This is a genomic window from Photorhabdus sp. HUG-39 (assembly GCF_963878365.1).
Lineage (GTDB): Bacteria > Pseudomonadota > Gammaproteobacteria > Enterobacterales > Enterobacteriaceae > Photorhabdus > Photorhabdus kayaii.
On record NZ_CAWNWY010000011.1, the window covers coordinates 1 to 25490 of the forward strand.

25 protein-coding genes and 1 pseudogene are annotated in these 25490 nt (G+C 42.4%); 4 read left to right on the top strand and 22 right to left on the bottom strand.

What is annotated here, in order from left to right:
- On the bottom strand, positions 1-137 hold a 137-nt coding region (locus AAC155_RS24440; protein ID WP_445260687.1), incomplete at its 3' end, for a POTRA domain-containing protein.
- A 16-nt stretch (positions 138-153) separates the two neighbouring features.
- On the bottom strand, positions 154-762 hold the full coding sequence (locus tag AAC155_RS09230) for a POTRA domain-containing protein (RefSeq protein WP_113041888.1): 609 nt from the start codon (positions 760-762) through the stop codon (positions 154-156).
- Positions 763-1820: 1058 nt separating this feature from the next.
- Here AAC155_RS09230 and AAC155_RS09235 point away from each other — a divergent pair.
- Together AAC155_RS09235 and AAC155_RS09240 are read left to right on the top strand one after the other, a co-directional pair.
- A pseudogene (locus tag AAC155_RS09235) lies at positions 1821-2061 on the top strand (transposase); the annotation flags it as partial.
- A 270-nt stretch (positions 2062-2331) separates the two neighbouring features.
- Positions 2332-4008, top strand: coding sequence for a S8 family peptidase (locus AAC155_RS09240; protein WP_113041889.1), 1677 nt, complete (start codon positions 2332-2334; stop codon positions 4006-4008).
- Between the two features lie 86 nt (positions 4009-4094).
- Here AAC155_RS09240 and AAC155_RS09245 read toward each other — a convergent pair whose 3' ends face one another.
- The 19 genes from AAC155_RS09245 to yceD form a co-directional block, all read right to left on the bottom strand.
- Positions 4095-5399, bottom strand: a complete 1305-nt coding sequence (locus tag AAC155_RS09245; RefSeq protein ID WP_113041890.1) for an NAD(P)/FAD-dependent oxidoreductase — start codon at positions 5397-5399, stop codon at positions 4095-4097.
- Positions 5400-6063: 664 nt separating this feature from the next.
- Positions 6064-7086, bottom strand: coding sequence for a beta-N-acetylhexosaminidase (nagZ, locus tag AAC155_RS09250; protein ID WP_113041891.1), 1023 nt, complete (start codon positions 7084-7086; stop codon positions 6064-6066).
- Positions 7052-7195, bottom strand: a complete 144-nt coding sequence (locus tag AAC155_RS09255; RefSeq protein WP_158536528.1) for a hypothetical protein — start codon at positions 7193-7195, stop codon at positions 7052-7054. The genes nagZ and AAC155_RS09255 overlap by 35 nt, the downstream gene beginning before the upstream one ends.
- Positions 7196-7199: 4 nt before the next feature.
- Positions 7200-8117: a thiamine kinase gene (gene thiK / locus AAC155_RS09260; RefSeq protein ID WP_228901485.1), complete on the bottom strand. Its 918-nt coding sequence runs from the start codon at positions 8115-8117 to the stop codon at positions 7200-7202.
- Positions 8104-8673, bottom strand: coding sequence for a penicillin-binding protein activator LpoB (lpoB, locus tag AAC155_RS09265; protein ID WP_113041892.1), 570 nt, complete (start codon positions 8671-8673; stop codon positions 8104-8106). Before lpoB ends, thiK begins: the two co-directional genes overlap by 14 nt.
- A gap of 183 nt (positions 8674-8856) precedes the next feature.
- Entirely contained in the window at positions 8857-9213 is a 357-nt protein-coding gene (gene hinT, locus AAC155_RS09270; protein ID WP_113041893.1) for a purine nucleoside phosphoramidase, read from the bottom strand.
- Between the two features lie 69 nt (positions 9214-9282).
- Entirely contained in the window at positions 9283-10068 is a 786-nt protein-coding gene (locus AAC155_RS09275) for a metal-dependent hydrolase (protein WP_113041894.1), read from the bottom strand.
- Positions 10069-10099: 31 nt separating this feature from the next.
- Positions 10100-11083, bottom strand: coding sequence for a DNA polymerase III subunit delta' (gene holB / locus AAC155_RS09280; RefSeq protein ID WP_113041895.1), 984 nt, complete (start codon positions 11081-11083; stop codon positions 10100-10102).
- A 12-nt stretch (positions 11084-11095) separates the two neighbouring features.
- Complete coding sequence (tmk, locus tag AAC155_RS09285; RefSeq protein ID WP_113041896.1) at positions 11096-11722, bottom strand: dTMP kinase; 627 nt, start codon at positions 11720-11722, stop codon at positions 11096-11098.
- The gene (gene mltG, locus AAC155_RS09290) at positions 11719-12744 is read right to left on the bottom strand and encodes an endolytic transglycosylase MltG (RefSeq protein ID WP_113041897.1); all 1026 of its coding nucleotides are present in this window, start codon (positions 12742-12744) and stop codon (positions 11719-11721) included. The genes tmk and mltG overlap by 4 nt, the downstream gene beginning before the upstream one ends.
- Positions 12745-12810: 66 nt before the next feature.
- Positions 12811-13635 (bottom strand): aminodeoxychorismate lyase, encoded by an 825-nt coding sequence (gene pabC, locus AAC155_RS09295; RefSeq protein WP_113041898.1) that lies wholly within the window; start codon positions 13633-13635, stop codon positions 12811-12813.
- Between the two features lie 353 nt (positions 13636-13988).
- Positions 13989-15239: a beta-ketoacyl-ACP synthase II gene (gene fabF / locus AAC155_RS09300; protein WP_113041899.1), complete on the bottom strand. Its 1251-nt coding sequence runs from the start codon at positions 15237-15239 to the stop codon at positions 13989-13991.
- A gap of 73 nt (positions 15240-15312) precedes the next feature.
- Positions 15313-15549, bottom strand: a complete 237-nt coding sequence (gene acpP, locus AAC155_RS09305) for an acyl carrier protein (RefSeq protein WP_112894165.1) — start codon at positions 15547-15549, stop codon at positions 15313-15315.
- A gap of 154 nt (positions 15550-15703) precedes the next feature.
- The gene (gene fabG, locus AAC155_RS09310; RefSeq protein ID WP_113041900.1) at positions 15704-16438 is read right to left on the bottom strand and encodes a 3-oxoacyl-ACP reductase FabG; all 735 of its coding nucleotides are present in this window, start codon (positions 16436-16438) and stop codon (positions 15704-15706) included.
- A 7-nt stretch (positions 16439-16445) separates the two neighbouring features.
- Complete coding sequence (gene fabD / locus AAC155_RS09315) at positions 16446-17378, bottom strand: ACP S-malonyltransferase (RefSeq protein ID WP_113041982.1); 933 nt, start codon at positions 17376-17378, stop codon at positions 16446-16448.
- 24 nt (positions 17379-17402) lie between these two features.
- Complete coding sequence (locus AAC155_RS09320; protein WP_112878494.1) at positions 17403-18356, bottom strand: beta-ketoacyl-ACP synthase III; 954 nt, start codon at positions 18354-18356, stop codon at positions 17403-17405.
- Between the two features lie 6 nt (positions 18357-18362).
- Positions 18363-19400 (bottom strand): phosphate acyltransferase PlsX, encoded by a 1038-nt coding sequence (plsX, locus tag AAC155_RS09325; protein ID WP_113041901.1) that lies wholly within the window; start codon positions 19398-19400, stop codon positions 18363-18365.
- 29 nt (positions 19401-19429) lie between these two features.
- Positions 19430-19600: a 50S ribosomal protein L32 gene (gene rpmF, locus AAC155_RS09330; RefSeq protein ID WP_011147057.1), complete on the bottom strand. Its 171-nt coding sequence runs from the start codon at positions 19598-19600 to the stop codon at positions 19430-19432.
- A gap of 12 nt (positions 19601-19612) precedes the next feature.
- Positions 19613-20137: a 23S rRNA accumulation protein YceD gene (gene yceD / locus AAC155_RS09335; RefSeq protein ID WP_113041902.1), complete on the bottom strand. Its 525-nt coding sequence runs from the start codon at positions 20135-20137 to the stop codon at positions 19613-19615.
- A 142-nt stretch (positions 20138-20279) separates the two neighbouring features.
- On the opposite strand from yceD, the gene AAC155_RS09340 reads away from it, so the two are divergent.
- Positions 20280-20870, top strand: coding sequence for a Maf family protein (locus AAC155_RS09340; protein ID WP_113041903.1), 591 nt, complete (start codon positions 20280-20282; stop codon positions 20868-20870).
- Here the strand turns inward: AAC155_RS09340 and rluC are convergent.
- On the bottom strand, positions 20867-21826 hold the full coding sequence (rluC, locus tag AAC155_RS09345; RefSeq protein ID WP_113041983.1) for a 23S rRNA pseudouridine(955/2504/2580) synthase RluC: 960 nt from the start codon (positions 21824-21826) through the stop codon (positions 20867-20869). The two genes, AAC155_RS09340 and rluC, sit on opposite strands and share 4 nt — an antisense overlap.
- Positions 21827-22385: 559 nt before the next feature.
- Here rluC and rne point away from each other — a divergent pair.
- A complete protein-coding gene (gene rne / locus AAC155_RS09350; protein WP_113041904.1) occupies positions 22386-25454 on the top strand; it encodes a ribonuclease E in 3069 nt (1022 codons plus the stop codon).
- Positions 25455-25490: the final 36 nt, after the last annotated feature.

A 25490-nucleotide genomic window follows, 5' to 3' on the forward strand; every position in this document is an offset into this window, starting at 1 on the left:
GGGGTATAGCGGATATGCCGGATTTTTCCCGGTATCATCACCAGTTTTAAGGTGTGGGTACGCAAATCCTGGCGAGGAGCCAGAACCCGGCTGGTGACATAGCCGTGATTGATGAGCTGATTTTGCAATTGGGTCATCAGCCGGCTAATGCCTTTATCGCCCAGGCAATGGTTTTCGCCCTGTTGGGCGACACGCCTGAACGGCAACCAGTGCGGGAAATTTTCGGTGCCTGCCAGTCTGACGCGGGTGATAGGAAAACAGGGGGTTTCCACCGGAAAGGCGGCTGACGCCCCCGTTTCCGGTACAGACAGGCGAACCTCCGCAGGCGGCGGGGCTAATTGCGCCTCCAGGGCTTGCTGGCGGGCCTGTTGATGAATGAGTTGTTGTTCTGCGATGTCGGCGGCCTGACTGCCTGANCTGATCTTGCAATTGGGTCATCAGCCGGCTAATGCCTTTATCGCCCAGGCAATGGTTTTCGCCCTGTTGGGCGACACGCCTGAACGGCAACCAGTGCGGGAAATTTTCGGTGCCTGCCAGTCTGACGTGGGTAATGGGAAAACACGGAGTTTCCACCGCAAAGGCGGATGACTCCGCCGTTTCCGGTACCGACAGGTGAACCTCCGCAGGCGGCGGGGCTAATTGCGCCTCCAGGGCTTGCTGGCGGGCCTGTTGATGAATGAGTTGTTGTTCTGCGATGTCGGCGGCCTGACTGCCTGAGACTGCGCTACAAAAAACTATTAATACTACAATACTGCTTTTCATTGACTTGCTATTCCACAATGTTGAAACAGCATTAACCACGAATTTAACTTAGCGATCAATATTTAGTGTTGATTATCAACCGGGCAACTAAAATANGAACCTCCGCAGGCGGCGGGGCTAATTGCGCCTCCAGGGCTTGCTGGCGGGCCTGTTGATGAATGAGTTGTTGTTCTGCGATGTCGGCGGCCTGACTGCCTGAAGCCACGCTACAAAAAACCACAAATACTAAAATACTGCTTTTCATTGACTTTCTATTCCACAATGCCGAAGCAGTATTAACCACAAATTTAGCTTAGTGATCAATGTTTAGGGTTGATTATCAACCGGGCAACTAAAATAGGGGGTTGGTTAAGATAGCAGCAAAAACAAGGGGTTATATTGAAAGGCAAAAAACAGGCCAATGTGATTATTTTGTGACAAGATTGTATAAAAAATAGATTAATATTAATCATTTAATAACCAGCATTAATAATTTCAAATAAATTTTATTGTTTTATTTTTATTATGTGATTCTTATCACATTTATAATGATTTATTTCAGTATTGAATAACTTGAAATATGATAGGTATCGTTAATTTTTGATAAGACATGACCTTTTATGATTAGGTTAGATGATGACTTTTAGCTCAGTTGGCAGAACTGACGCTATACTATTGCGGATTGGGAAATAACCATCAGATAGCAAGTGTTGGTGGTAATTATGCAGCTAATTTCTCTATTACCAGACTTGATGTCTAGTTAGACTGCCCATATCGATTTTGGTTAAATAAACTATCTCAAGTAAAAATAAATCCAGTGCTATTGCTCCGTAATTAACTCACAGATTGGAAAAAATCATGAAGCCTAATGAGACAAAGATCTCCAGGGAGGATTTATCCATGCCAATCTTGCTTTTTATTTGCTGCTCACTCTGCCATAAGATCACTTAACCTAAATTCTTCATAATTATATGGGATAAATAGCATGATTTGTTAGCGTCATTCTCCGTAATTGGAGAGTTGAACGTAGTGGCAATTGGGAAGATGATACGATGTTTGGAGTTTGCAGAGCATGAACTAAATTAGAGGCGCAAATTTACTTTTCTCACCCTAATTCACCTTGGGAAAGAAGGGACCAATGAAAATATCAATGGGTCAATCAAGCAATACTTTCCAAAGGGAACCAATTTTAATGAAATCTCTGAGCAGGAAATAGATTTTGTGGTAAACCGATTAAGTAATCGCCCCTGAAAAACTCGGGGCGGTAAAACACCCAATGAATTATTTAAAGGAATACAGATATATTTACTTCCAGAGTAACAATGTTGCACTTACTATGTGAATATATCCCATGCTATTAACAAGGTCATTCAAACTTACCCATCCTAATAAAAACCCACTTTTTATTTTAATAAAAATAACTTCCTCACCAAAGAAATTATAAATTAATTTATAAATCACATTCAGTAATAATTAGTATAGATAACCCAGTTACTCTCTAACAGAACAATGGACTAAGGAATAATAATAATTTAAAATACTCAACTATAGTTATACTGAGGAGGAAATTAACTAAAGAGGAGAATGAAAATGTCCATATCCCTTGAGTATTTTCAATCTGCAAAATTTGACGGTAATTTGTATCTTAAATGTCACGGTGAAATTAGTAACGATACAGGAATAAAATACACCGTAACCAATTCAAACACAAAAGAGATATACGAACGTTATAGTGAAGATAATCAACTCATCTGTTTGACTTCACTTAAACCCGCAAATTATACAATAGAAACTACCATTAAAAAAGACGGTAAAACAATTGCTACGCTTACACCAGAAAATATAGAAATAAAAGAATCAGACTTTCTGTTTGATATCGATAAAAAAATCGATGAGATAGATAAAGACAAAACTGATAATATCAACATTAACCACATACCACCGAAACAGATACCTTCCAAAGAAAACATTATCTCTTTAAAAGGAAACAATGATATCCCAGACAAGAATTTGAAATATAACCTTGAGATTATGTTTTCCCCTGATGGACTAAAAAAATTTGAAATAGAAAAAGATAATTTATTATCTGCTTTTAATTCATCTCAACACGCAATAGAGATAAAACCTGTTTTTAATCAAGAAGATTTAGATAAGAAAACCTGGAAAACACCAGAATTCAGTAAGTTAATTCACCTCTACAAGATAGATGCTGATATTAATCATGCTGATTTAATCAAGTTAGCCAATGAACTGGAGAAACTGGATTATGTCGAATTTTGCTCTCTTACGCCGATGTTGAAAGAGCTACCGCCACCGCCTTTACTTCTGTCCGAAGAGGAAACAATAATTCCTGAATTTGATACTACTCATATCGTTACACCTGATTTTTCACATCTACAGGGATATTTAGACGAACACAGCGGTATGAATATTAGGAAGGTCTGGGATGAAGGTTATAAAGGCAAAGGCGTCACTGTACACCATCTTGATTTTGGCGTTTATAGAAACCATGAAGATTTAGTTGGTAATATTACGGTTATCAATAGCCGCCCAGAAACACAAGATTGTAATCACGGCACAGCAGCCACCGGCTGTATTGCTGCAAAAGATAATAAATTCGGTGTGACGGGTATTGCTCACGAATGTCAATTCCGTTTTTATGACGTCGATGATTTTAATAGAATAATATATAGCTTTTTACCAGGAGATATTATTAGTTTAAATATTCAAACTGTAGCCAATAATAGATATTATCCTTTCACCTACCTCAAATCTAATTGGCAAAAAATAAAAAGCTGTGCTGATGCAGGGGCAATAATTATTTTCGCTTCTGGTAATAGTGGTCTTAATTTAGCCTATGACTTCACTTTCCCTAATTATGGCGATCCTGGTGGTATTATGATCGGTGCCTGTACATCAATTAATGGACACAGGTTAGGCTTTTCCAATCATAATCTTCACACCAGTTTAAATTCCTGGGGTGAGAACGTCACAACTACTGGGTATACAAACTTACAGTACCTACCAGGAAATAATAGAAATTATACTCGCAGTTATAATGGCACATCCAGCGCTACACCTTTAGTTGCAGGTGCATTAGCGCTTATTCAATCCTATGTTAAATTAAAATATCATAAATATCTTAATAGCACTCAAATAGCAACACTGGTTAGAAGTAGCGGTTTTATAATAGGAGAACCACAAGGAATCGGTACGAGACCAAATGTCGCAAATGCTTTCAAATTAATTGATCGTCTGTTTTCTTAATTAAGGTAAATGACTTCAGATTAAAGTCGTGATGCTTTATCAGGGCCACCCGTTATTCTACGGATGGCCTTATATCAATTAAATAATTAATGCAGTTTTAATCGTGGACGGATAACACGGTTAATTCCGCCAACAAGCATCATCAAGCCAGTTTTAATATAACCATGTAGAGCCACCTGATGCATACGATATAAAGAGATATAGACAGCACGAGCTATACGCCCTTCGATCATCATTGAACCACGCATCAAATTGCCCATCAAACTACCCACCGTACTGAATTTAGACAATGATACCAATGAGCCATGATCCTTATAGGTATACTCTTTTAACGGTTTATCATGCAACAAGGCAATAATATTACTGTAACAGCAGCTAGCCATTTGATGAGCCGCCTGTGCCCTTGGTGGAACAAAACCACCTTCCTTCTTCGAGCATGATGCACAATCACCAATAGCAAAAATATGATCATCAAGTGTCGTTTGCAGAGTTGGCTTTACCACTAGCTGATTAATCCGGTTAGTTTCAAGACCGGCAATATCTTTCATAAAATCAGGTACTTTGATACCGGCAGCCCATACCATGAGATCAGCTTTAATCAGCTCACCTTCTTTAGTACTCAATCCACGTTCATCAGCGCTGGTCACCATAGTTTTGGTTAATACATGAACGCCAAGTTTTGTGAGTTCCTGATGTGCCGCAGCAGAAATACGTGCCGGCAATGCAGGCAAAATTCGCTCCCCTGCTTCGACTAGCGTCACGTTCAATGCTTCTGAACTCAGCCCTTCAAAACCATAACTGTTAAGCTGTTTTACCGCATTGTGCAATTCCGCTGATAACTCAACACCTGTCGCACCACCGCCAACGATAGCAATATTAACCTTATCTTGCTGACCACAGTTTGCAGAATACTTAAGAAACAGATTCAACATTTCATTATGGAAACGGTGAGCCTGTTGTGGGTTATCCAGGAAGATACAATGCTCTTTCACACCTTGTGTATTAAAATCATTAGATGTACTTCCCAAGGCCATAACTAGAATGTCATAGCTCAATTCACGTTCAGGAACCAATACTTCGTTATATTCATCCCTGATCTCAGTCAAAGTAATTTTTCTGCTATCACGGTGAATATCAGTTAACGTCCCTAATTGGAAACTGAAATAGTGGTTACGGGCATGAGCCAGATAACTCAACGCATCAACCCCATCGTCAAGGGAGCCTGTTGCCACTTCATGTAATAACGGCTTCCATAAATGACTTTGATTACGATCCACCAGCACAATTTCTGCTTTCTTCTTACGACCCAACTTATGCCCCAGACTGGTTGCCAGTTCCAAACCACCGGCACCTCCACCAATGATAACAATTCTCTTCTTTGGTGTTGTCATGACTACTCCACTAAAATGTAAACCAAATGTTATTTAAGGGCAGTAAAATAATACCTTTAAATAACATTTAGTTTTATATAAATAACCGATGTGATAATTACAGAATATCATGACTGGTTGGTGGGTCATACCAAAATTGAACAACATCAAATTCTTTTGAATAAATAAACATCAATCACAAAATTTGTCAATTTATTTTCAGTTGGTTGGATTCGGCTCTTATTTATTTCATTTTCTTATTTACATAGGAAATAAAATATGCATCAAAAAAGATGCCTTAAAGAACCTGATATCAATGAAATTTTAGGAATATGACCATGCTATGTATACAAAAAGTGGGATATTTTCCCGCACCATCAACATTAAAAGTCATTTATTTAGTAATATACCCGTCATCTTTCAAGTTGCCTCTTTGTTGGCTGCACTCACTCACCCCGGTCACATAGTTATCTATGCTCCCGGGGATTCACTCCCTTGCCGTCGCGAAGCATCTTGAAATCCATAGGGTATATACCCGTCATCTTTCAAGTTGCCTCTTTGTTGGCTGCACTCGCTCACCCCGGTCACATAGTTATCTATGCTCCCGGGGATTCACTCCCTTGCCGCCGCGATGCATCTTGAAATCCATAGGGTATAGAACAAACATAAGATACGACTTTACAAATTACCGCCCACAATCCTGCCATTGCTCATGTAAAACCGTTAGTGCTTTATTAGCTTGTTGCCAACGTTTTGAATTCTTTAACTCATTCAGACTGTATTGACCACCTCGATGATACAATTCTGATAATTTTTCCACTTTGGTCAAAGGCAGATTATCAAGCACGCTAACTGCTCCATCACGGTTATTACATATCAAAATTATGTCACAGCCTGCATTGAGAGCAGTCTGTCCGCGTTCAACATAACTTCCCATCATTGCCGCCCCTTCCATAGAGAGATCATCGGAAAATACCACGCCATTAAAGCCCAATTGCTGACGCAGCACTGATTTTAACCAATATGACGACCCGCTGGCGGGATGTTCATCTACCTGAGAATAGATCACATGAGCCGGCATAATCGCATCCAATAAATTACGCTGGATAAAATCACGGAAAATAGACATGTCATGATGACAAATCGCTTCTAACGGGCGATCATCACAGGGAGTTTCTTTATGAGAATCAGCATCGACAGCACCATGCCCCGGAAAATGTTTACCCGTCGATTTCATTCCGGCAGAATGCATGCCCTTAATAAAGTACTCCGCCATCATCTTGGCCTGTTCAGGATCTTTATGGAATGAACGCTCACCAATAGCCACACACTGATGACCTAAATCCAATACCGGCGCAAAGCTGATATCGATATCCATAGCAATCATTTCAGACGCCATCAACCAGCCCGCCTCTTCCGCCAATTGGGTGCCATTGAGATTGTCACTCAATCCAGCAAAAGATTGAGCCGCCGGTAAACAAGTGAAACCTTCGCGAAAACGCTGAACTCTGCCGCCTTCTTGATCAACAGCAATCACAAGACGATGACGAGAAGCCTTACGAATCTGACGGACTAATTCTCGTAATTGCTCAACATCATAAAAATTGCGGGTAAACAGAATTAATCCGCCCACTAATGGATGTTGCAAAATTTCCTTTTCTTCATTATCCAATTCATAACCGACAACATCTAACATGATCGGACCCATAACATTCCTCGCTTATATTCATATTACTGCAATCAATGCAGCTTAAAACGTTATACCCTTTATCCTTCAAGTTGCCTCTTTGTTGGCTGCACTCACTCACCCCGGTCACATCGTTATCTATGCTCCCGGGGATTCGCTCCCTTGCCGTCGCGATCCACCTTGAAATCCATAGGGTATAGACCAAAAGAGAGGCGCAACGGTTGTGCTAGTTCTAAAAAGTGTGGATCACCACTCTGTTTCCAGCGCACTTCAAACCACATTAAAATCATGTAATCAACCCAAGGTTGCCAACGTTTAATTTGACGTTCTAATAGTGTCCGGTTTAAATATCCTGATGGCTGACTACAATAGTAATTCAAAAAATCCTGCTGCTGCGGCTCATCCCAATGATCAGTGCGAAACAACGCCGCTAACGCAAATCCAATATCAGTATCAGTTGCATATTCCCAATCAATGAGTTTCAACCCTTGAGAGGTATTAAGCAAATTACCACAATGCACGTCCATATGAACGGGTGATAATTTTAGTATTGAAGGCATCGGAGATGACATAAAACGTTTATGCAGCCGCAACCAACAGGGAGTAAGACGCGCTTTATCAATTTGCAACCAATGGCTTTCTAGCTGATGCCTCAGTTGAAGCCGGTAACCAAACAGAGGCTGGTGATGCAAAATAGCCAATAATGCCGCCAGTTTTTGCAAAAATTCAGGCTGAGAAAACTCATTTTGCCCAATAATATGACCAGGCAACCACTCCAACAATAGCCAGTGAGGAACCATTGCTATGACTTGCGGAGCAATTTTTACTTGGCTGAGATGGCGTAAAATGGCGCTTTCACGTTGACGATTAACGCCAAGCTGTTTCGCCTGCTGCCCCTGCCTGCGGCCGACAATATGATATTCACCATTGGTGGCATAATAACTCTCATTCGTCAGCCCACTTAACGGTCTTATCTCCCAATCGTTTACTGCGGTATGCGGCCATTGTTTGCACAATGCCTGCAATAAACAATTATGATTATTTAACGTCACCGTGCCCTGACCAAAGAATCTCACCCGTCTTTACCAGCATCAGTTGCATGACGATATCACGCTTATCACTGTTACCTGAAACTATGGAATAGAAAACATAATCCGCATTCAAATAACGCGCCAGACCAATCGCTTTACTACGCAATCCCAAGCTATCCTCTTCAGATAAGCCCAGAGATTGACGGGCATTTTGTACCTGATTTTGTGGTATTAATTCAAAAACATGCTCGCTACTGAGAGCCTGACGCAAAACATCGGTTGCTTGCATGGTTTGTAATGCGCCGTTAGTATTGTTTTTCACTGTATCAACTAATAGTAACTTCGCGTTTTCCAGCCCATGAGCCTTAACGAGTTGCTCTACTAATGGTTGCACTGTACTTTCCCAGTCAATCGCGCTCATTTTAGGCGGCTCTGGTACTTTTTCAGATGGCGGTGTCGGTTTTTCCGATGGGGTCACTGGTACAACCGGCGTCGGAGGTTCAGGCTGCTCCGGTGGCAAGGATGGACATCCCGCCAAAAACATAACCGATAGTGCTACAAAAAGAATTCTTTTCATCAACCTATTCCAATTACAGAGTTTTAAAAAACAGATAAGTTTTTGCTGTGACACCAGCAACAAATTATCAGTTCAACTCCAATGATAAATTTGCAGCATTTATTTAAAAAATCGAGATATTCAGAGGCCGGCTTAAAATAAACATCCCCTGAATATCTGCCTATGTCCATGAATTTCAGTACTTCACATTGACTTCATCAACAACGGCCCTAAATGGCGACCACCAACCAAATGCATATGAATATGATAAACCTCCTGCCCCGCATGGCGATTACAGTTCATAATCAAACGATATCCATCTTCAGCAATGCCTTCTTGTTCAGCAATTTTTGCTGCAACTGTCATCATTCGACCTAATGCTGCTTCATGCTCCGGTTTAACATCGTTCACTGTTGGGATCAGAACATTTGGAATAATCAAAATATGAGTCGGAGCCTGTGGAGAAATATCGCGGAATGCAGTGACTAACTCGTCCTGATAAACAATATCAGACGGTATTTCACGGCGAATAATTTTACTGAAAATAGTTTCTTCTGCCATCACATTTTCCTTTTATAAAAAAACAACAGATATATGAGCGCTTACAAACCAAAGATTCAAGTTGATAAATCAAATTTTGTCTACATCAATATGAAATAAATCGCAAAAATTCTGTGTGGTCACTTCTGCCAATGCCTCAATACTCACCCCCTTGAGTACAGCCATATATTCCGCAACATCACGCACATAAGCAGGCTGGTTTTCTTTACCACGATGAGGCACAGGTGCAAGATAAGGAGAATCGGTTTCAATCAGAATACGATCCAATGGTACATATCTTGCTGCTTCACGAATTGGCTCCGCATTACGGAAAGTAACAATACCAGAGAATGAAATATAGAAGCCTAAATCCAGTAATTCTCTAGCGGTATCTTTATCTTCGGTAAAACAGTGCAAAACACCACCACATTCTCGTGCCTGTTCTTCACGTAATACTCTCAAAGTATCATCACGGGCACTACGGGTATGAACGATAACAGGCTTGTTGAGTTTGCGTCCGATACGGATATGTTCACGAAATGAGGTTCGCTGTAATTCAGCATTATCCTGTTGATAATAGTAATCCAGCCCAGTTTCACCTAGTGCAACAACTTCATTCCCGGCTGCTAAACGCGCTAACTCATCAAAATTATAACCTTCATCCAAGTTAAGTGGATGAATACCACAGGAAAATACGATATTTTCCCGTTCACCAATTAGGGTTTTCATTTGCTGGAAACCGGGTAGCGTCGTCGCTACTGCCAGCATAAATTTAACCTCCCGATCTGCCGCTTTCGCAACAACATCATCTACATTTTTATGTAGGTTTTCATAATCGAGACAATCGAGATGACAATGCGAATCAACTAACAACATATTTAAACTCGTATACAAAAAGATTTCAGGGTTATGAAGTAAACTGTTTTTCCCAATTGAGCAACTGTTCTGCCAGTAACAATTCCCAATTTACGCCCACGACTGAAAGCAACTGATGACGACAAGACATCCACTCATCAACGCTTTGCAGTAAAACAGCCATAGTATGCATGGAACTCAATTGATAAATCAGCGTTTGTTGATCCTGATTGATACAATAACGCTGTAACTGCTGTTGCCACTTCACCGCATCAAATAACAAACTGATAAGCCAATGAAGGCGTTGCGGCGCATTTTCATGATTCAGTTGGGGTAAAAGTGACAAAGCATCACGTTTATCCAAAGCCTGTTTAACAGCCTGGCAAAACTGTTCCCGTATCTGCCATTGCTCCGGTTGCAACAATTGTTCTGCTGCTACAGGTGCTCCCTGAGACAATTTCAAGGCTGTCATTGCATCGACCGAAGAAATTAAAGGCAACTGTTTTTGCAACCAATAAAGGCTACTTTCCGTCTCAGGTACCGGCAGAAAATAGTAAAAACAGCGGCTGCGTAAAGTAGCCAAAAGACTGGACGGCTGCCGACATTTCAGAAGAAAATAGGTATGTTCCGGCGGCTCTTCCAACGTTTTCAATAATGCATTGGCAGCCGCATCTGTCAGACATTCAGTCAAAGGTAACCAGACAATTTTTACCCCACCTTGCTGAGAACGGCTATAGAGCTTTTCCGTAATTTGCCGTACCGCTTCCACACCAACACTGGTTTTACCCTTCTCCGGCGACATAATATGCCAATCAGGATGAGTTTCTGCCATCATCAGATGACAGCTATGACACTTTCCACAACTTTTCATCCCCTGTCTATTCCGACACATTAACCATCGGCTTAATCCATAGATCAACACATCGGCCCCAGTACCTGCATTAGCATGAACCAATAAAGCATGATGGCCTCGTCCTTGCTGATGAGATTCCACCAACTGACGATATGCCTGATTAAGCCACGGATACCAATTCATTTAGCCATTTTCCTACCGCTTCAGCCATTGCCCAAGCACCTGGCAAATATCGGCTTGTACTTGCTCTATTGGTTGAGCCGCATCAACGGTCACAATACGCTTATCCTGTGCTGCAAACTCCAGGTAACGACTGCGAGTACGATCAAAAAAATCTATCGACTCTTTTTCAATTCGGTCTAACTCTCCACGCTCACGGGCACGCAGTAAACCAATTTGAGGAGGAAGATCGAGATAAATAGTCAGGTCAGGACGAAAATCACCCAGCACAGTATCACGTAGCGAAGTCATCAAGTTTTTATCAATACCACGCCCTCCCCCTTGATACGCCTGGGAAGAGAGGTCATGACGATCACCCACAACCCATGTACCACGGGCCAAAGCAGGTTTAATCACATTTTCGACTAATTGAACTCTGGCTGCATATAACATTAACACCTCTGCTTTATCCGTCAGAGGTTCACCTTCAACACCTTGTTTAATTAACCCACGTAATTTTTCTGCCAGAGGTGTTCCACCCGGTTCACGGGTAAAAATTAAATTCTGAATACCGTGCTGCTGCAATATGTCAACGACTGTTTTCATCGCTGACGTTTTTCCTGCGCCTTCCAGCCCTTCAATAACAATAAATTTGCCGTTCATTTGTCCTGTTTTAACCTCTGACGGTAAATATTTACCGCCTTGTTATGCGCAGCCAGATTGGTTGTAAAAGTATGACCACCTTTGCCATTCGCCACAAAATAGAGAAATTCGGTTTTTGCCGGGTGTGCAGCCGCTTTTATAGAAGCAAGGCCAGGCATTGCAATCGGTGTAGGGGGCAAACCATTAATCATATAAGTATTGTAGGGCGTCAATGTCGTTAAATCTTTACGAAAAATAGTGCCTGTATATTTTTCACCTAAACCATAAATCACTGTCGGATCAGTTTGAAGTCGCATATTCAACCGTAAGCGATTAATAAACACAGAAGCAACTTTTGTCCGCTCAGCCTCAACACCGGTCTCTTTTTCAATAATCGACGCCATAATCAACATTTCATAAGCATTATTATAGGGCAGATTTTTGTCGCGACCTTCCCATTCCTCTTCCAGCGTCATTTTCATCTGTCGATATGCTCGTTTCAGCAATGTTACATCGCTTGTGCCTGCCGTATAGTGATAGGTATCAGGATAAAGCCACCCTTCCAGAGTATCTGTATCTTTAATATCGAGTATTTCAGCCAATTCCTGAGCATCTTTATTATCCAATTCATGTTTAAGATATTCAGATTGCTGTAGTATTTTCCACCAGTCAGATAAACGGCTACCTTCAACAAAACGAACCGTAAATTGCGCTTCTTTACCACTAGAGAATAATTGCAACATTTCCCGTAAAGTCATTTCTCGTGTTAATTGGTAAGTTCCCGCCTTGAACTCGGCAAGTTTTGGCTCCAACCTTAATAACCAAGGGAAAATATGACTATCTTCAATCAGGTTATCCCGAACCAGTAACGCTTCCAAACCATGACGACCAATACCTGCTGGCAGAGTAAATATTCGATCCTGTTTAATTGTTAGTGTTTGATCCGCAAATTTTTCAACTTTTTCATAGCCAGCATAGAGTAATATCGCTGCCGTAATGACAATCAAAGTCAATAGGGCAAAAAGGCGTTTTTTCCATTTCATCAATTAATCTAATCACTTAAACACATTGTTCACTTAAACACACGGTTCGCTTAAATACGTCGTGAATTACAACTTCAGACATTCAGGAAGCAAATATTTATACAGTTCCCTTGACTGATATTTCCATCCGGGCTGATTTTCATGAGCTTGAATTTCTTTGACAGATATCACTGGCATTAAAGAATTACAAACTATCACTTCATCTGCATCAGCCAATGTTTCGGGATAACAGCTTACACAAGAAAAGTGATAATCGCTTTCCGATAATAACGCGATTATTCTTTCCCGCATCACACCTTCGATACCACAGCCTCGTAAATCAGGAGTATACACATCTTTTCCTTTACGCCAGAAAATGTTTGCAGTACAGCATTCAACCAGCAAACCATCAGTATCAAGTACCAGAGCTTCATCAGCATTTGATTTTTCGATAAATGTTTTAATCAATATCTGTTCTAATCGATTAAGGTGTTTAATTCCGGCAAGATAGGGGTTTATTCCCATCGGTACCGGACTGAGCACCATAGATAAACCTTCCTGACGCTGTTTCAAATACTTATCGGGATAAGGACTCAGAGACAAGATCTGATTAGGTTGCGTAAACCCCTGAGCACTATAGCCACGCCCTCCGGTTCCACGGGAAATAATAACTTTAAGTACACCTTGTTCAGTCGTGGAGACAATCTGTCTTATATGGCTTTCAAGCTGTTGCCAATCGGGTTGTGGAAGATATAACCTTTCAACGCCTTTTTGTAATCTTTGGATATGTAGTGACAACAAAGCGGCCTGCCCCTGTTCTATTTTTACTGTTGTGAAGCAACCATCACCGAATTGAACTGAACGATCATTGGCCGGTAAATAGTCGCACTGCTCTCCATTAATCCAATACATATAATTTTGTTCTTAATTATTCAAAAAGGCATTTCAATGCAATTTATCAACAAGCGATATCATAGTATATCGCTGATACGAGTGCAAAAATGTCCATGATTCTTGCCACAAAAAAAGCTCCAATAATTATTAACTATTGGAGCTCTCTATACTATCGCCTTAAAGTATTTACAAAATCATATACCCGTTATCTTTCAAGGTGCCTCTTTGTTGGCTGCACTCGCTCACCCCGGTCACATAGTTACCTATGCTCCCGGGGATTCACTCCCTTGCCGTCGCGATCCATCTTGAAATCCATTGGGTATACTAAGCGGAACTCAACCGTATTTTTCTGTAATATCAGGCGCTACCTGTTAATCAGGTTTAATCTTACGGAAAATTAGTGAGCCGTTAGTGCCACCGAAACCGAAAGAATTACACAATGCATATTCCATCCCCTCTACCTTACGGGACTCATTTGGCACGAAATCCAGACGGCAGTTCTCATCCTGATTTTCCAGGTTGATAGTCGGCGGAACAACTTGATCACGTAATGCCAGGATAGTGAAAATAGATTCAACCGCCCCCGCAGCACCCAACAAATGACCCGTCATTGATTTGGTAGAACTCACTAAAACATCAGTGCCTTCACCAAACACGGACTCAACTGCATGGGCTTCCGCTAAGTCGCCAGCAGATGTTGAAGTACCGTGAGCATTAATATATCCCACTTGCTTGGTAGTGATACCGGCATCTTTCAGCGCATTTTCCATCGCCAACGCAGCACCTGCACCATTTTCTGGTGGTGACGTCATATGATAAGCATCGCTGCTCATGCCAAAGCCAACGATTTCTGCGTAAATTTTCGCACCACGCCTCTTCGCATGCCCATATTCTTCCAGTACCAAGATACCTGCACCATCCCCCAGAACAAAGCCATCACGGTCTTTATCCCACGGACGACTTGCACCTTGTGGATTATCGTTACGGGTAGATAAAGCACGGGCAGCACCAAAACCACCAACCCCCAGAGGAGTACTGGCTTTTTCTGCACCACCGGCCAGCATAATGTCAGCATCATTATAAGCAATAATACGGGCAGCATGACCAATATTATGTACACCTGACGTACATGCTGTGGCGATAGAAATACTTGGGCCACGCAAACCGTAAATAATACTCAGATGACCTGCTACCATATTTACGATCGTAGAAGGTACGAAGAACGGGCTGATCTTACGAGGACCACTCGCCACCAACGCCCCGTGATTTTCTTCAATCAGACCCAAACCACCAATACCAGAACCAATAGCAGCACCAAAACGACTAGCATTGGCTTCTGTTACTTCAATTCCAGAATCTTCAATGGCTTGCACACCTGCTGCAATACCATATTGAATGAAATCATCCATTTTTCGTGCATCCTTGCGCGAAATATTGAAATCTTCATGATTAAAATCTTTAACCAGACCAGCAAACTTAGTTGCATGGTGACTGGTGTCAAAATGGTCAATAAGGCTGATACCACTCTGTCCGGCACAAACAGCTTTCCAAGAAGATTCAGCTGTATTACCGACAGGAGATAACATGCCTAGTCCGGTCACAACTACTCGACGCTTAGACACGCTTATCCTCCAAGGAGGGAAATTATTTAGGGCAGAAACATAGGCGGTCGAATGACCGCCTAGGTGTGTTCACTTATTCGCTTTGGTTCTGGACGTAATCAATAGCTGCCTGAACTGTAGTGATCTTTTCTGCTTCTTCATCTGGAATTTCGATATCGAACTCTTCTTCCAGCGCCATTACCAGTTCAACTGTGTCAAGAGAATCAGCGCCCAAGTCATCTACAAAAGAAGCTGAATTAATAACTTCTTCCTCTTTAACACCAAGTTGTTCAACGATGATTTTTTTAACGCGTTCTTCAATAGTGCTCATGCTATTAAATTTCCTATCAAAATTCGCTTTCGCGATGGTTTTCGTAGTTTATAAAATACAGGAAAAGATGCAACCCAATCCCGGCTGGTCGAACCACAAACTTGCTCTATTTTGCGTTATTTGACACAAAAAATGCAACTGGTTCGCTCATTTTTTAGTTCATATACATGCCGCCATTGACATGTAATGTTTCGCCTGTGATGTAAGCCGCTTCATCAGAAGCGAAGAAAGCCACAGCACTAGCAATTTCTTTTGCATCCCCAAGCCGCTTAGCGGGGATATCTTTTGAAAAGTTCGCCAACTGCTCTTCTGGCAATGCTTTTAGCATATCAGTTTCAATAAGCCCTGGCGCAACAACGTTAACAGTAATACCACGGGAAATCACTTCCCGAGCCAATGTCTTGCTGAAACCAACAAGCCCTGCTTTCGCCGCTGCATAGCTTGCCTGCCCAACATTCCCCATCGATCCAACAACAGAACCAACAGAGATGATACGACCGTGACGTTTTTTTATCATAAAGCGCATCGCCGCTTTTGACATACGGAAAACGGATGAAAGATTAGTGTCAATAATATGCTGCCACTCATCATCCTTTATACGCATCACCAGATTATCACCGGTGATACCCGCATTATTCACTAAAATATCAAGCCCGCCACACTCTGTTCGGATGGTAGACATAAGCTGTTCAATCGATTCCGGATCAGTGACATCCAGTACAAAACCTTTACCTTTTTCACCAAGGTAAGCACTGATGACTTCAGCGCCTTTATCGCTTGTTGCTGTACCAATGATATAGGCTCCACGCTCTGCTAATAGCTCAGCAGTTGCACGGCCTATCCCACGGCTAGCACCTGTTACTAATGCAATCTTTCCATCTAATCTCATATTGCCCTCAATTATTTTCCAATGCAGTTATTAGTGTAGCTGTGTCATTAACTGCTGCTGCGCTTAAGGTATTGACAATTCGTTTAGTTAAACCTGTCAAAACTCTACCTGGCCCTATTTCTAATAGCTGCCCAACACCCTGTCCAGCAATAAATTCAACTGCTTCTCTCCAACGGACAGGATTATAGAGTTGTCGTACCAGTGCATCACGGATAGCTTCAGCAGATTGTTCTATTTTCACATCAACATTATTTACCACCGGGAACTGAGGATGGCTAAATTCAATTCCTTCCAAAACAACTGCCAGCTTATCTGCGGCGGGTTTCATCAGTGCACAATGCGACGGTACACTGACTGCCAAAGGCAGCGCGCGTTTCGCACCTGCTGCTTTACATGCATCACCAGCACGCTCTACCGCCTCTTTCTCACCCGCAATAACAACCTGACCAGGTGAGTTAAAGTTAACTGGAGAAACAATTTGCCCCTGAGCTACTTCTTTACAGGCACGATCAATGGATTCATTATCTAAACCAATAATAACATACATTGCACCAGTGCCTTCAGGTACAGCTTCTTGCATCAATTTGCCACGCAGTTCAACAAGTCTAATGGCTTGTTTGAAATCAATGACACCTGCACAAACCAGTGCAGAATATTCACCAAGGCTATGTCCAACCATCAGTGATGGTGCTTTTCCACCTTTTTCCTGCCAAACCCGCCAGATAGCAACCGATGCGGCCAACAACGCGGGTTGAGTTTGCCATGTTTTATTCAGTTCTTCTTCTGGCCCCTGTTGAACTAGAGCCCAGAGATCATATCCCAGCACATCAGACGCTTCAGCGAAAGTTTGCTCGACAACCGGGAACGCTGTAGCCAAATCGGCCAACATACCAAGGTCTTGAGAACCCTGACCAGGAAATACCATTGCAAATTCAGACATAGACATGCTCATCTTCCTGTCAAATTAAAAACGTATCAGTGCTGAACCCCAAGTAAGGCCACCACCAAAAGCCTCAATTAAGATTAACTGACCGCGCTTAATCCGGCCATCACGTACTGCTTCATCAAATGCTGTGGGTACCGATGCCGCAGAAGTATTACCGTAACGATCCAGCGTTACCACTACTTTATCCATTGTCATGTTTAATTTTTTAGCTGTCGCTGCGATAATACGCAAATTAGCCTGATGAGGTACCAGCCAATCCAACTCACTATATGGTAAGTTATTTGCTTCTAAAGTCTCATCAACTATGTTAGCCAATTCACGGACTGCAATCTTAAATACTTCATTACCGATCATACTAGCATACGCTGGTTCTTTTAGATTCTGGCGCTCCTGATAAGGCAATACCAACAATTCACCATAGCTACCATTTGCATGAAGGTGAGTTGAAAGAATTCCTGGCTCATTAGAAGCCCCTACCACCATAGCACCTGCACCATCGCCAAACAGGACAAGTGTTCCGCGATCTTCTGGATCAAGTGTTCTGGTAATAGAATCAGAACCAATAACCAATGCATGTTTTGCCGCACCGGTTTTAATAAACTTATCAGCAATACTCAGTGCATAAACAAAACCAGAACAAGCAGCAGAAATATCAAAAGCCGCTGAATTTTGGGTACCCAACATGTGCTGAATTTGGCACGCAGAACTGGGGAAAGCATGGGTGGATGAAGCTGTTGCAACAATGATTAAATCAATCTGCTCTTTATCAATGCCCGACATTTCAATTGCTTTCTTTGCAGCCCGGAACCCCATAACCGCAACAGTTTCATCATCAGTAGCAATACGACGTTCGCGGACACCTGTACGGGTAATAATCCACTCATCAGAAGTATCCACCATTTTTTCTAAATCAGCATTAGTACGCACTTGCGCAGGTAGATAACTACCTGTACCTAAAATTTTTGTATACATGTATGTTCAGTCACTCTTGGGTAATGCTGTTTCCAGGCGTGCAGCAATTCTATCAGGAACCTGCCTTTCAACGGCCTGAACAGCCTGTTCGATTGCGGCCTTAAACGCATGCTCATTAGCCGCCCCATGGCTTTTGATTACAATTCCATATAATCCTAACAGACATGCGCCATTATACTGGTCAGGGTTCAGGTGACCGAAGCGTTTTGTCATCCGTTTTTGCAGCCAATTCTTGACTATTTTCAACAACCAGGAAAATTTTTTCTTTTGTCCATCCGATGATTTAAGCAGGGATAAAATAACTCTGATCGCCCCTTCCATCGTTTTTAACGTCACGTTACCTGCGAAGCCGTCACATACCAATACATCACTTTTACCTGTCAGTAATTCATCACCTTCCAGATAACCAATGTAATTTATCGTCGGAATGCGCTTTAAAATAGTGGCGGCTTCGCGGATATTATCCAGCCCTTTACTCTCTTCCGTACCAATGTTAAGCAATGCTACCGCGGGATTAACCACCCCCACGACTTCCTCGGCCATTACTGAACCCATAATGGCGAATTGCACCAACATGCGGCTATCGCAATTAACATTGGCACCTAAATCCAATACGACAGTTTGCCGCTGTTTCAGGTTTGGCAACACGGTCATCAAAGCAGGTCTTTCAATGCCTTCTATCGATTTTAGCATCAATTTAGATAACCCCATCAATACTCCGGTATTCCCTGCACTGATACACGCCTGCGCTTCACCTGATTTCACTAAATCCAGGGCAATACGCATTGACGTTCCTCGGCTGTTACGAATCGCTTGCGACGGTTTCGCATCATTAGCCACAACCCGTTCAGCAGGAACCACTTGTAAACGACTGAGCAACTCAGCATCACTATTTACAAGCATCGGAGAAATGATATCGGGGATTCCGACCAGCAATAATTTAAGTCTAGGGTTAGACGCCAGTGCCTGCAATGCAGCAGGCACCGTAACGCGAGGACCAAAGTCCCCGCTCATGGCATCTAACGCTAAAGTCAGATTAGTCAAGGTATCAACTTGCTAATGACTGGCGGAGATTATTTGTTGATGACTTTGCGGCCACGGTAGTAGCCATCAGCAGTCACATGGTGACGCAGGTGAGTTTCACCAGAAGTTTTATCTACAGATAGTAATGGTGCAGTCAGTGCATCATGAGAACGACGCATACCACGTTTAGAACGAGTTGGTTTATTCTGTTGTACGGCCATTGACCTTACTCCTTAAGTACTTTTCTTTAAACTGGCTAATACGGCAAATGGGTTTGGTTTTTCAGCCTCTAGAGGTAATTCACCAAACACCATGTCCGCTTCGGACACTTCACAGTGTTCAGAATCATGTACCGGAACTACCGGCAGAGAAAGAATTATTTCATCTTCAATCATTGCCAGCAAATCTATTTCGCCAAATTCGTTAACGTTAATTGGCTCATACTCTTCCGGTAATGCTTCAGCCTGTTCATCTTTGACGACCGGGCTAAAACAATATGTTATGTGAACGTGATGGCTGAAATTACCGCCACAACGCTGACATTCAAGCGTAACATCCACATCGGAATGCCCACGCACAACCGCCAGACGTTGGTTATCTATCTGAAACGATAAAACGCTGTCTACATCATTGTCCACGCTAACCACAGATTCCGCGATACGCAAAACTTGCTCAGGTGAATAACTGCCTGCGTAGTCTAATCGTTTCTGAGCGGCGCGAAGCGCATCAATGGTCAGGGGTAATTTTACCTTTTGCATAAGGCGCGCATATTATCTTTGTAATGAGATATAGTCAAAGAAAAAGGCCACACATCTGCACCTTTCCGCCAAATATTCGCTTATTAAGCTGTGCCTAGTTTAAAATGCCTGCAATTATTTCGCCATGTCTTTTGGAAAAATTATGACACAAATCATTTTAGCTTCCACATCAGCTTATCGCCGCATGTTACTGGAAAAACTTCGTTTACCCTTTATATGCGCAGCGCCTAATACTGATGAAACACCTCGAATGAATGAAAATGCAGAACAACTCGTTATGCGTTTGGCGCAAGCCAAGGCACAGGCATTACAAACAAAATATTCTCAGCATTTGATTATTGGTTCTGATCAAGTTTGTGTTATTAACGGCGAAATCACCGGCAAGCCCCACAGTCTTGAAAATGCATTTAAACAATTACGGCAAGCCAGTGGTCATTGCGTCACCTTTTATACCGGCATTTCTCTCTTTAACAGCAAAACAGGAATAACTGATACACGTTGTGAATTATTCAATGTCTATTTTAGAGAACTGGCTGATGATGAAATCTGGGCTTATTTAACTGCGGAAAACCCTCTTAATTGTGCCGGAAGCTTTAAAAGCGAAGGGTTAGGAATCACTTTATTTGAACGACTTGAAGGGAAAGATCCGAATACGCTGATAGGTTTACCATTAATTACATTGACTGAATTATTAATCCGCCAGGGGGTAAACCCACTGACGGCGATAGGTTAATTACTGTGATTCTGACGTAGCGTTTTTATACAATAGCGCAATTGCTCATCCATCGGTGCTTCAAGACGTAATGTCTCCCCCGTCGAGGGATGAGTAAATTTTATCGCACTGGCATGCAAGAATAGGCGGTTAAGGCCCGTAGCTGACAGTTGCGAATCAAAAACTTTATCCCCATAGCGATCATCAAAAGCGATCGGATGCCCAGCATATTGAGTGTGAACACGGATTTGATGAGTTCGACCCGTTACCGGACTGGCTTTCACTAACGTTGCATTGGCAAAACGCTCTTCTACTTTAAAACGCGTTTCAGAAGGCTTACCTTCACTGTTTACTTTAACAATCCGCTCACCACTTTGCTGGATATTTTTCAGCAATGGAGCCTGAACAACCTTACAATGTGATTGCCATTGTCCTCGTACTAAAGCCAGATAATCTTTCTGCATCTGTTTAAGGCGTAATTGCTCATGCAAGGCCCGTAAAGCTGAGCGTTTTTTAGCAATTAACAAAATTCCAGAGGTATCACGATCTAAACGATGCACTAATTCGAGGAATTTTGCTTCCGGACGCAAAACCCGCAATCCTTCAATAACACCAAAACTTAAACCACTACCGCCATGAACGGCCGTACCAGAAGGTTTATTGAGCACCAGAATATAGTCATCTTCGTATAAGATACAATCGTCTAATGCAGCGACTTTATCCAGTTTAGCTGAAACTGACGCTTCTTGCCGTTCTGCAACCCGAACCGGTGGAATTCTGACAACATCCCCCGCAGACAATTTATACTCAGGTTTTATCCTGCCTTTATTTACCCGCACTTCCCCCTTACGCACAATCCGGTAAATCATGCTCTTAGGAACACCCTTCAAACGCGCTAATAAAAAATTATCAACTCGCTGTCCAGCTTCATCGTCATCAATAGTGACAAATTGTACAACTTGATTATTCGTTTTCATGATAGCAATTTTAATTATCACTCAAGCAGAGTGCTACTCATTTTTAAATATGTGTAAAAATCACGCATACTTTCCGGTTGTTACCTTCCCTACTTTAAGATAAAGATTAAATATTAACTATTTCTTCCTATTTCATCAGAAAAACCGCTTAAAGACATAAAGTCACCTTGCTATCACCCCAACAGCAATGGAATAATACGTAGCCATCATCAGTTTTTTAAACCTGAATGGCGAAGTTAAACGTTTGTTCTTCATTTGATTGCACAAAAACGCAGCAATGGCGTAAGACGTACTGGGAAATCAAATAATTAGCGGGCTACGGGTAGCAGTTTACTGGAATTGGATCAAATCAGCTTCATTTATATTTGCAGATTATTCCTAGAAAAGGGTACTGTTTTCTAAGTGAAAATTCAGACCTGCCGAAAATATGCGTCTCTATACAAACGACAACCGGGAGGTTGGCGGATTTGTAAAAGACACGAGACCATCGGTTACCAGTCGCTCATCTATATTTGCCCGTAGCTCTATAACTAATGTAAAAAATAATGAGTAAGTTACAATGAAAAGAATGCTAATCAACGCAACTCAGCAAGAAGAGTTGCGTGTTGCTCTGGTTGACGGGCAACGCCTTTATGATTTGGATATCGAAAGCCCAGGACACGAGCAAAAAAAAGCAAATATCTACAAAGGTAAAATCACCCGAATTGAACCTAGTCTGGAAGCTGCTTTTGTTGACTACGGCGCTGAACGGCATGGTTTCCTTCCTATTAAAGAAATAGCCCGCGAATATTTTCCCAATAACTACCATCCTCACGGTCGCCCTAATATCAAAGATGTTTTAAGGGAAGGCCAGGAAGTTATCGTTCAAGTCGATAAAGAAGAACGTGGTAATAAAGGGGCCGCCTTAACCACTTTTATCAGTCTGGCGGGCAGTTATCTGGTACTAATGCCTAATAACCCTCGCGCGGGCGGTATTTCCCGCCGTATCGAAGGAGATGACCGCACAGAACTGAAAGAAGCTTTGGCATCGTTAGAAGTGCCAGAAGGAATGGGACTGATCGTCCGCACTGCGGGTGTCGGTAAGTCCGCAGAAGCACTACAGTGGGATTTATCATTCCGCCTTAAACACTGGGAAGCGATCAAAAAAGCCGCCGAAAACCGCTCTGCCCCCTTCTTAATCCATCAAGAAAGTAATGTCATCGTCCGTGCTTTCCGCGACTATTTGCGCCCAGACATCGGTGAAATCCTAATCGACAATCCCAAGGTTCTCGATCTGGCACGGCAACATATCACTGCACTTGGCCGCCCGGATTTCACCAGTAAAATTAAGCTGTATAGTGGTGAGGTTCCCCTATTCAGCCATTATCAAATTGAATCACAGATTGAATCTGCATTTCAGCGTGAAGTTCGTCTGCCATCAGGCGGTGCTGTGGTTATCGATACCACAGAAGCATTAACTGCGATCGATATTAACTCTTCCCGTGCAACACGCGGAGGAGATATCGAAGAGACGGCTTTTAATACCAACCTTGAAGCAGCGGATGAAATTGCCCGTCAATTACGCCTGCGTGACCTTGGTGGTTTGATTGTTATCGATTTTATCGATATGACACCAGTACGTCATCAACGTGAAGTGGAAAACCGCCTACGTGATGCTGTTCGTCAGGATCGTGCTCGTATTCAAATTGGCCGTATTTCCCGTTTTGGTCTACTGGAAATGTCCCGTCAGCGCCTGAGCCCATCACTAGGTGAATCCAGCCACCACGTTTGCCCACGCTGTAGCGGCACAGGGACTATTCGTGATAATGAATCCCTGTCGCTATCCATTTTGCGTCTGATTGAAGAAGAGGCACTGAAAGAGAACACGCATCAAGTCCATGCCATTGTTCCAGTACAAATCGCCTCATATCTACTAAACGAAAAGCGCCAGGCAGTCAGTGCAATTGAACGCCGTCAGGGAGATGTTGGCGTAGTGATCGTGCCTAACGATCAAATGCAGACGCCTCACTTCTCTGTTCTACGCGTACGTAAGGGTGAGGAAATTTCTGCACTGAGCTATCTGCTTCCTCAATTTTATGAAGCAGGAACGATAAATCCTCAAGAAGATGTCCAACCTGAACGTAAACGTCCTGAGCAGCCCGCTATTTCTGCTTTTGCTTTGCCAGCCGATACACCAGCACAGCAACCATCACATAAAACAAAAGAGAAAAAGCCAAACCACATTGCTCAGACTATAACGGAACAACCTGGTCTCTTAAGCCGCTTCTTGGCTGCTGTGAAAAAAATGTTCAGTACAGAAGCAGAAGAAGAAAAACCGGCACAGAAAAAAGAGAATAAATTATCTGGTCATGATAACCGTCGCTCTTCTGAACGACGCAATCAACGCCGCCAAAATTCACGTAAAGATCGTGATGATAATAATCTGCGTGATGAACAACGTAATAACCGTGATCGTGACGAACAACGGAAAAATCGTAATACTCAACAGAAAAATGACACTCAAGATAACAATGTGACGATAGATACTGCTGCTCGTGAAACCCAACAGCAGCAACGTCGCGAGCAACGTGCAGAACGTCAACGCCGTCGTCAGGAAGAAAAACGCCAGCAGCAACTTGAAACCCAGAAGCCGGAAGTCGTTGAAAATGAGGTTGAAGAACGTCTACCGGTTATGCCACGTCGCCAACGTCGTCAGCTTGAACAAAAAATTCGCATCATAGATGAAGTGAAAGAAGTTACAACTGCCGCCTCGCTGCCCGTACCTGTTGTTACAGAAGAGCAATTACCAGTACCTGTTGAAATACCGGTAGAAACAGCCCAGCCGCAACAATTGACTGAAAATAAAGAGCAACAAGATAATGTTATGCCACGCCGCTCTCGTCGCTCTCCTCGTCATTTGCGCGTTAGTGGTCAGCGCCGCCGCCGTTACCGCGATGAAAGAAATCTACTTCAATCACCGGTACCATTATCTATGGCTGTTGCATCACCAGAAATGGCTTCCGGTAAAGTTTGGGTTCGCTATCCGGTGGTTCCGATTTCCATAGAAATGCCTGAGGAAATTTCTATGATCGAACAGCAAGAACAGCAAAATGAGGTATTGTCGGCAATAGCAACAGAAACAGTACCTGCAATCATCGTTGTTGCAGAATCTGAACAAACCATCATTGAATCTCCGAAGGTAGCAAAGACGCTAGAAACTCACCAAAACGGAATCAAATCTGAAACAGGCATTACAGAACAAAATGACATTGTTCTACAGCAAACTGAATCAGTGCAGGAAGAACGGTCAGTTATTGAACTGGTTGCAATAACACCGATTATCCCTGAATTTGAGCAGCAATCTGAAGCAGAAGATGACATTGTTGTTTCTAAAGAAATTGCAGCAGTGATGATTATTGAAGAGAGTAAAGATGAAATGGTTAAACAACCTGTTGCTATTATAGCCAAAATTCATCATTCTTATGCGCCGATGACCAAAGCGCCAGCCCCTGAGATGATTGAAAAACCTATTGCTATCAGCGAATGGCAACGGCCTTTTTCTCATTTTGAAGGGAAAGGGGGAGCTGGGGGCCATTCAGCTACTAATGCGGCTACTTCACCAATGGCTAAACCGCAATTCTTTGAATAAACAACATTGTTTAATATCAGCAAAATGGCTCTTTTT

Excerpts from the sequence above, each read along its gene's own strand:
- AAC155_RS09240 (WP_113041889.1), top strand. The coding sequence starts at position 2,332 with ATGTCCATATCCCTTGAGTATTTTCAATCTGCAAAATTTGACGGTAAT.
- AAC155_RS09245 (WP_113041890.1), bottom strand. The coding sequence starts at position 5,399 with ATGACAACACCAAAGAAGAGAATTGTTATCATTGGTGGAGGTGCCGGT.
- nagZ (WP_113041891.1), bottom strand. The coding sequence starts at position 7,086 with ATGGGTCCGATCATGTTAGATGTTGTCGGTTATGAATTGGATAATGAA.
- lpoB (WP_113041892.1), bottom strand. The coding sequence starts at position 8,673 with ATGAAAAGAATTCTTTTTGTAGCACTATCGGTTATGTTTTTGGCGGGA.
- hinT (WP_113041893.1), bottom strand. The coding sequence starts at position 9,213 with ATGGCAGAAGAAACTATTTTCAGTAAAATTATTCGCCGTGAAATACCG.
- AAC155_RS09275 (WP_113041894.1), bottom strand. The coding sequence starts at position 10,068 with ATGTTGTTAGTTGATTCGCATTGTCATCTCGATTGTCTCGATTATGAA.
- holB (WP_113041895.1), bottom strand. The coding sequence starts at position 11,083 with ATGAATTGGTATCCGTGGCTTAATCAGGCATATCGTCAGTTGGTGGAA.
- tmk (WP_113041896.1), bottom strand. The coding sequence starts at position 11,722 with ATGAACGGCAAATTTATTGTTATTGAAGGGCTGGAAGGCGCAGGAAAA.
- mltG (WP_113041897.1), bottom strand. The coding sequence starts at position 12,744 with ATGAAATGGAAAAAACGCCTTTTTGCCCTATTGACTTTGATTGTCATT.
- pabC (WP_113041898.1), bottom strand. The coding sequence starts at position 13,635 with ATGTATTGGATTAATGGAGAGCAGTGCGACTATTTACCGGCCAATGAT.
- acpP (WP_112894165.1), bottom strand. The coding sequence starts at position 15,549 with ATGAGCACTATTGAAGAACGCGTTAAAAAAATCATCGTTGAACAACTT.
- fabG (WP_113041900.1), bottom strand. The coding sequence starts at position 16,438 with ATGAGATTAGATGGAAAGATTGCATTAGTAACAGGTGCTAGCCGTGGG.
- fabD (WP_113041982.1), bottom strand. The coding sequence starts at position 17,378 with ATGTCTGAATTTGCAATGGTATTTCCTGGTCAGGGTTCTCAAGACCTT.
- AAC155_RS09320 (WP_112878494.1), bottom strand. The coding sequence starts at position 18,356 with ATGTATACAAAAATTTTAGGTACAGGTAGTTATCTACCTGCGCAAGTG.
- rpmF (WP_011147057.1), bottom strand. The coding sequence starts at position 19,600 with ATGGCCGTACAACAGAATAAACCAACTCGTTCTAAACGTGGTATGCGT.
- yceD (WP_113041902.1), bottom strand. The coding sequence starts at position 20,137 with ATGCAAAAGGTAAAATTACCCCTGACCATTGATGCGCTTCGCGCCGCT.
- AAC155_RS09340 (WP_113041903.1), top strand. The coding sequence starts at position 20,280 with ATGACACAAATCATTTTAGCTTCCACATCAGCTTATCGCCGCATGTTA.
- rluC (WP_113041983.1), bottom strand. The coding sequence starts at position 21,826 with ATGAAAACGAATAATCAAGTTGTACAATTTGTCACTATTGATGACGAT.
- rne (WP_113041904.1), top strand. The coding sequence starts at position 22,386 with ATGAAAAGAATGCTAATCAACGCAACTCAGCAAGAAGAGTTGCGTGTT.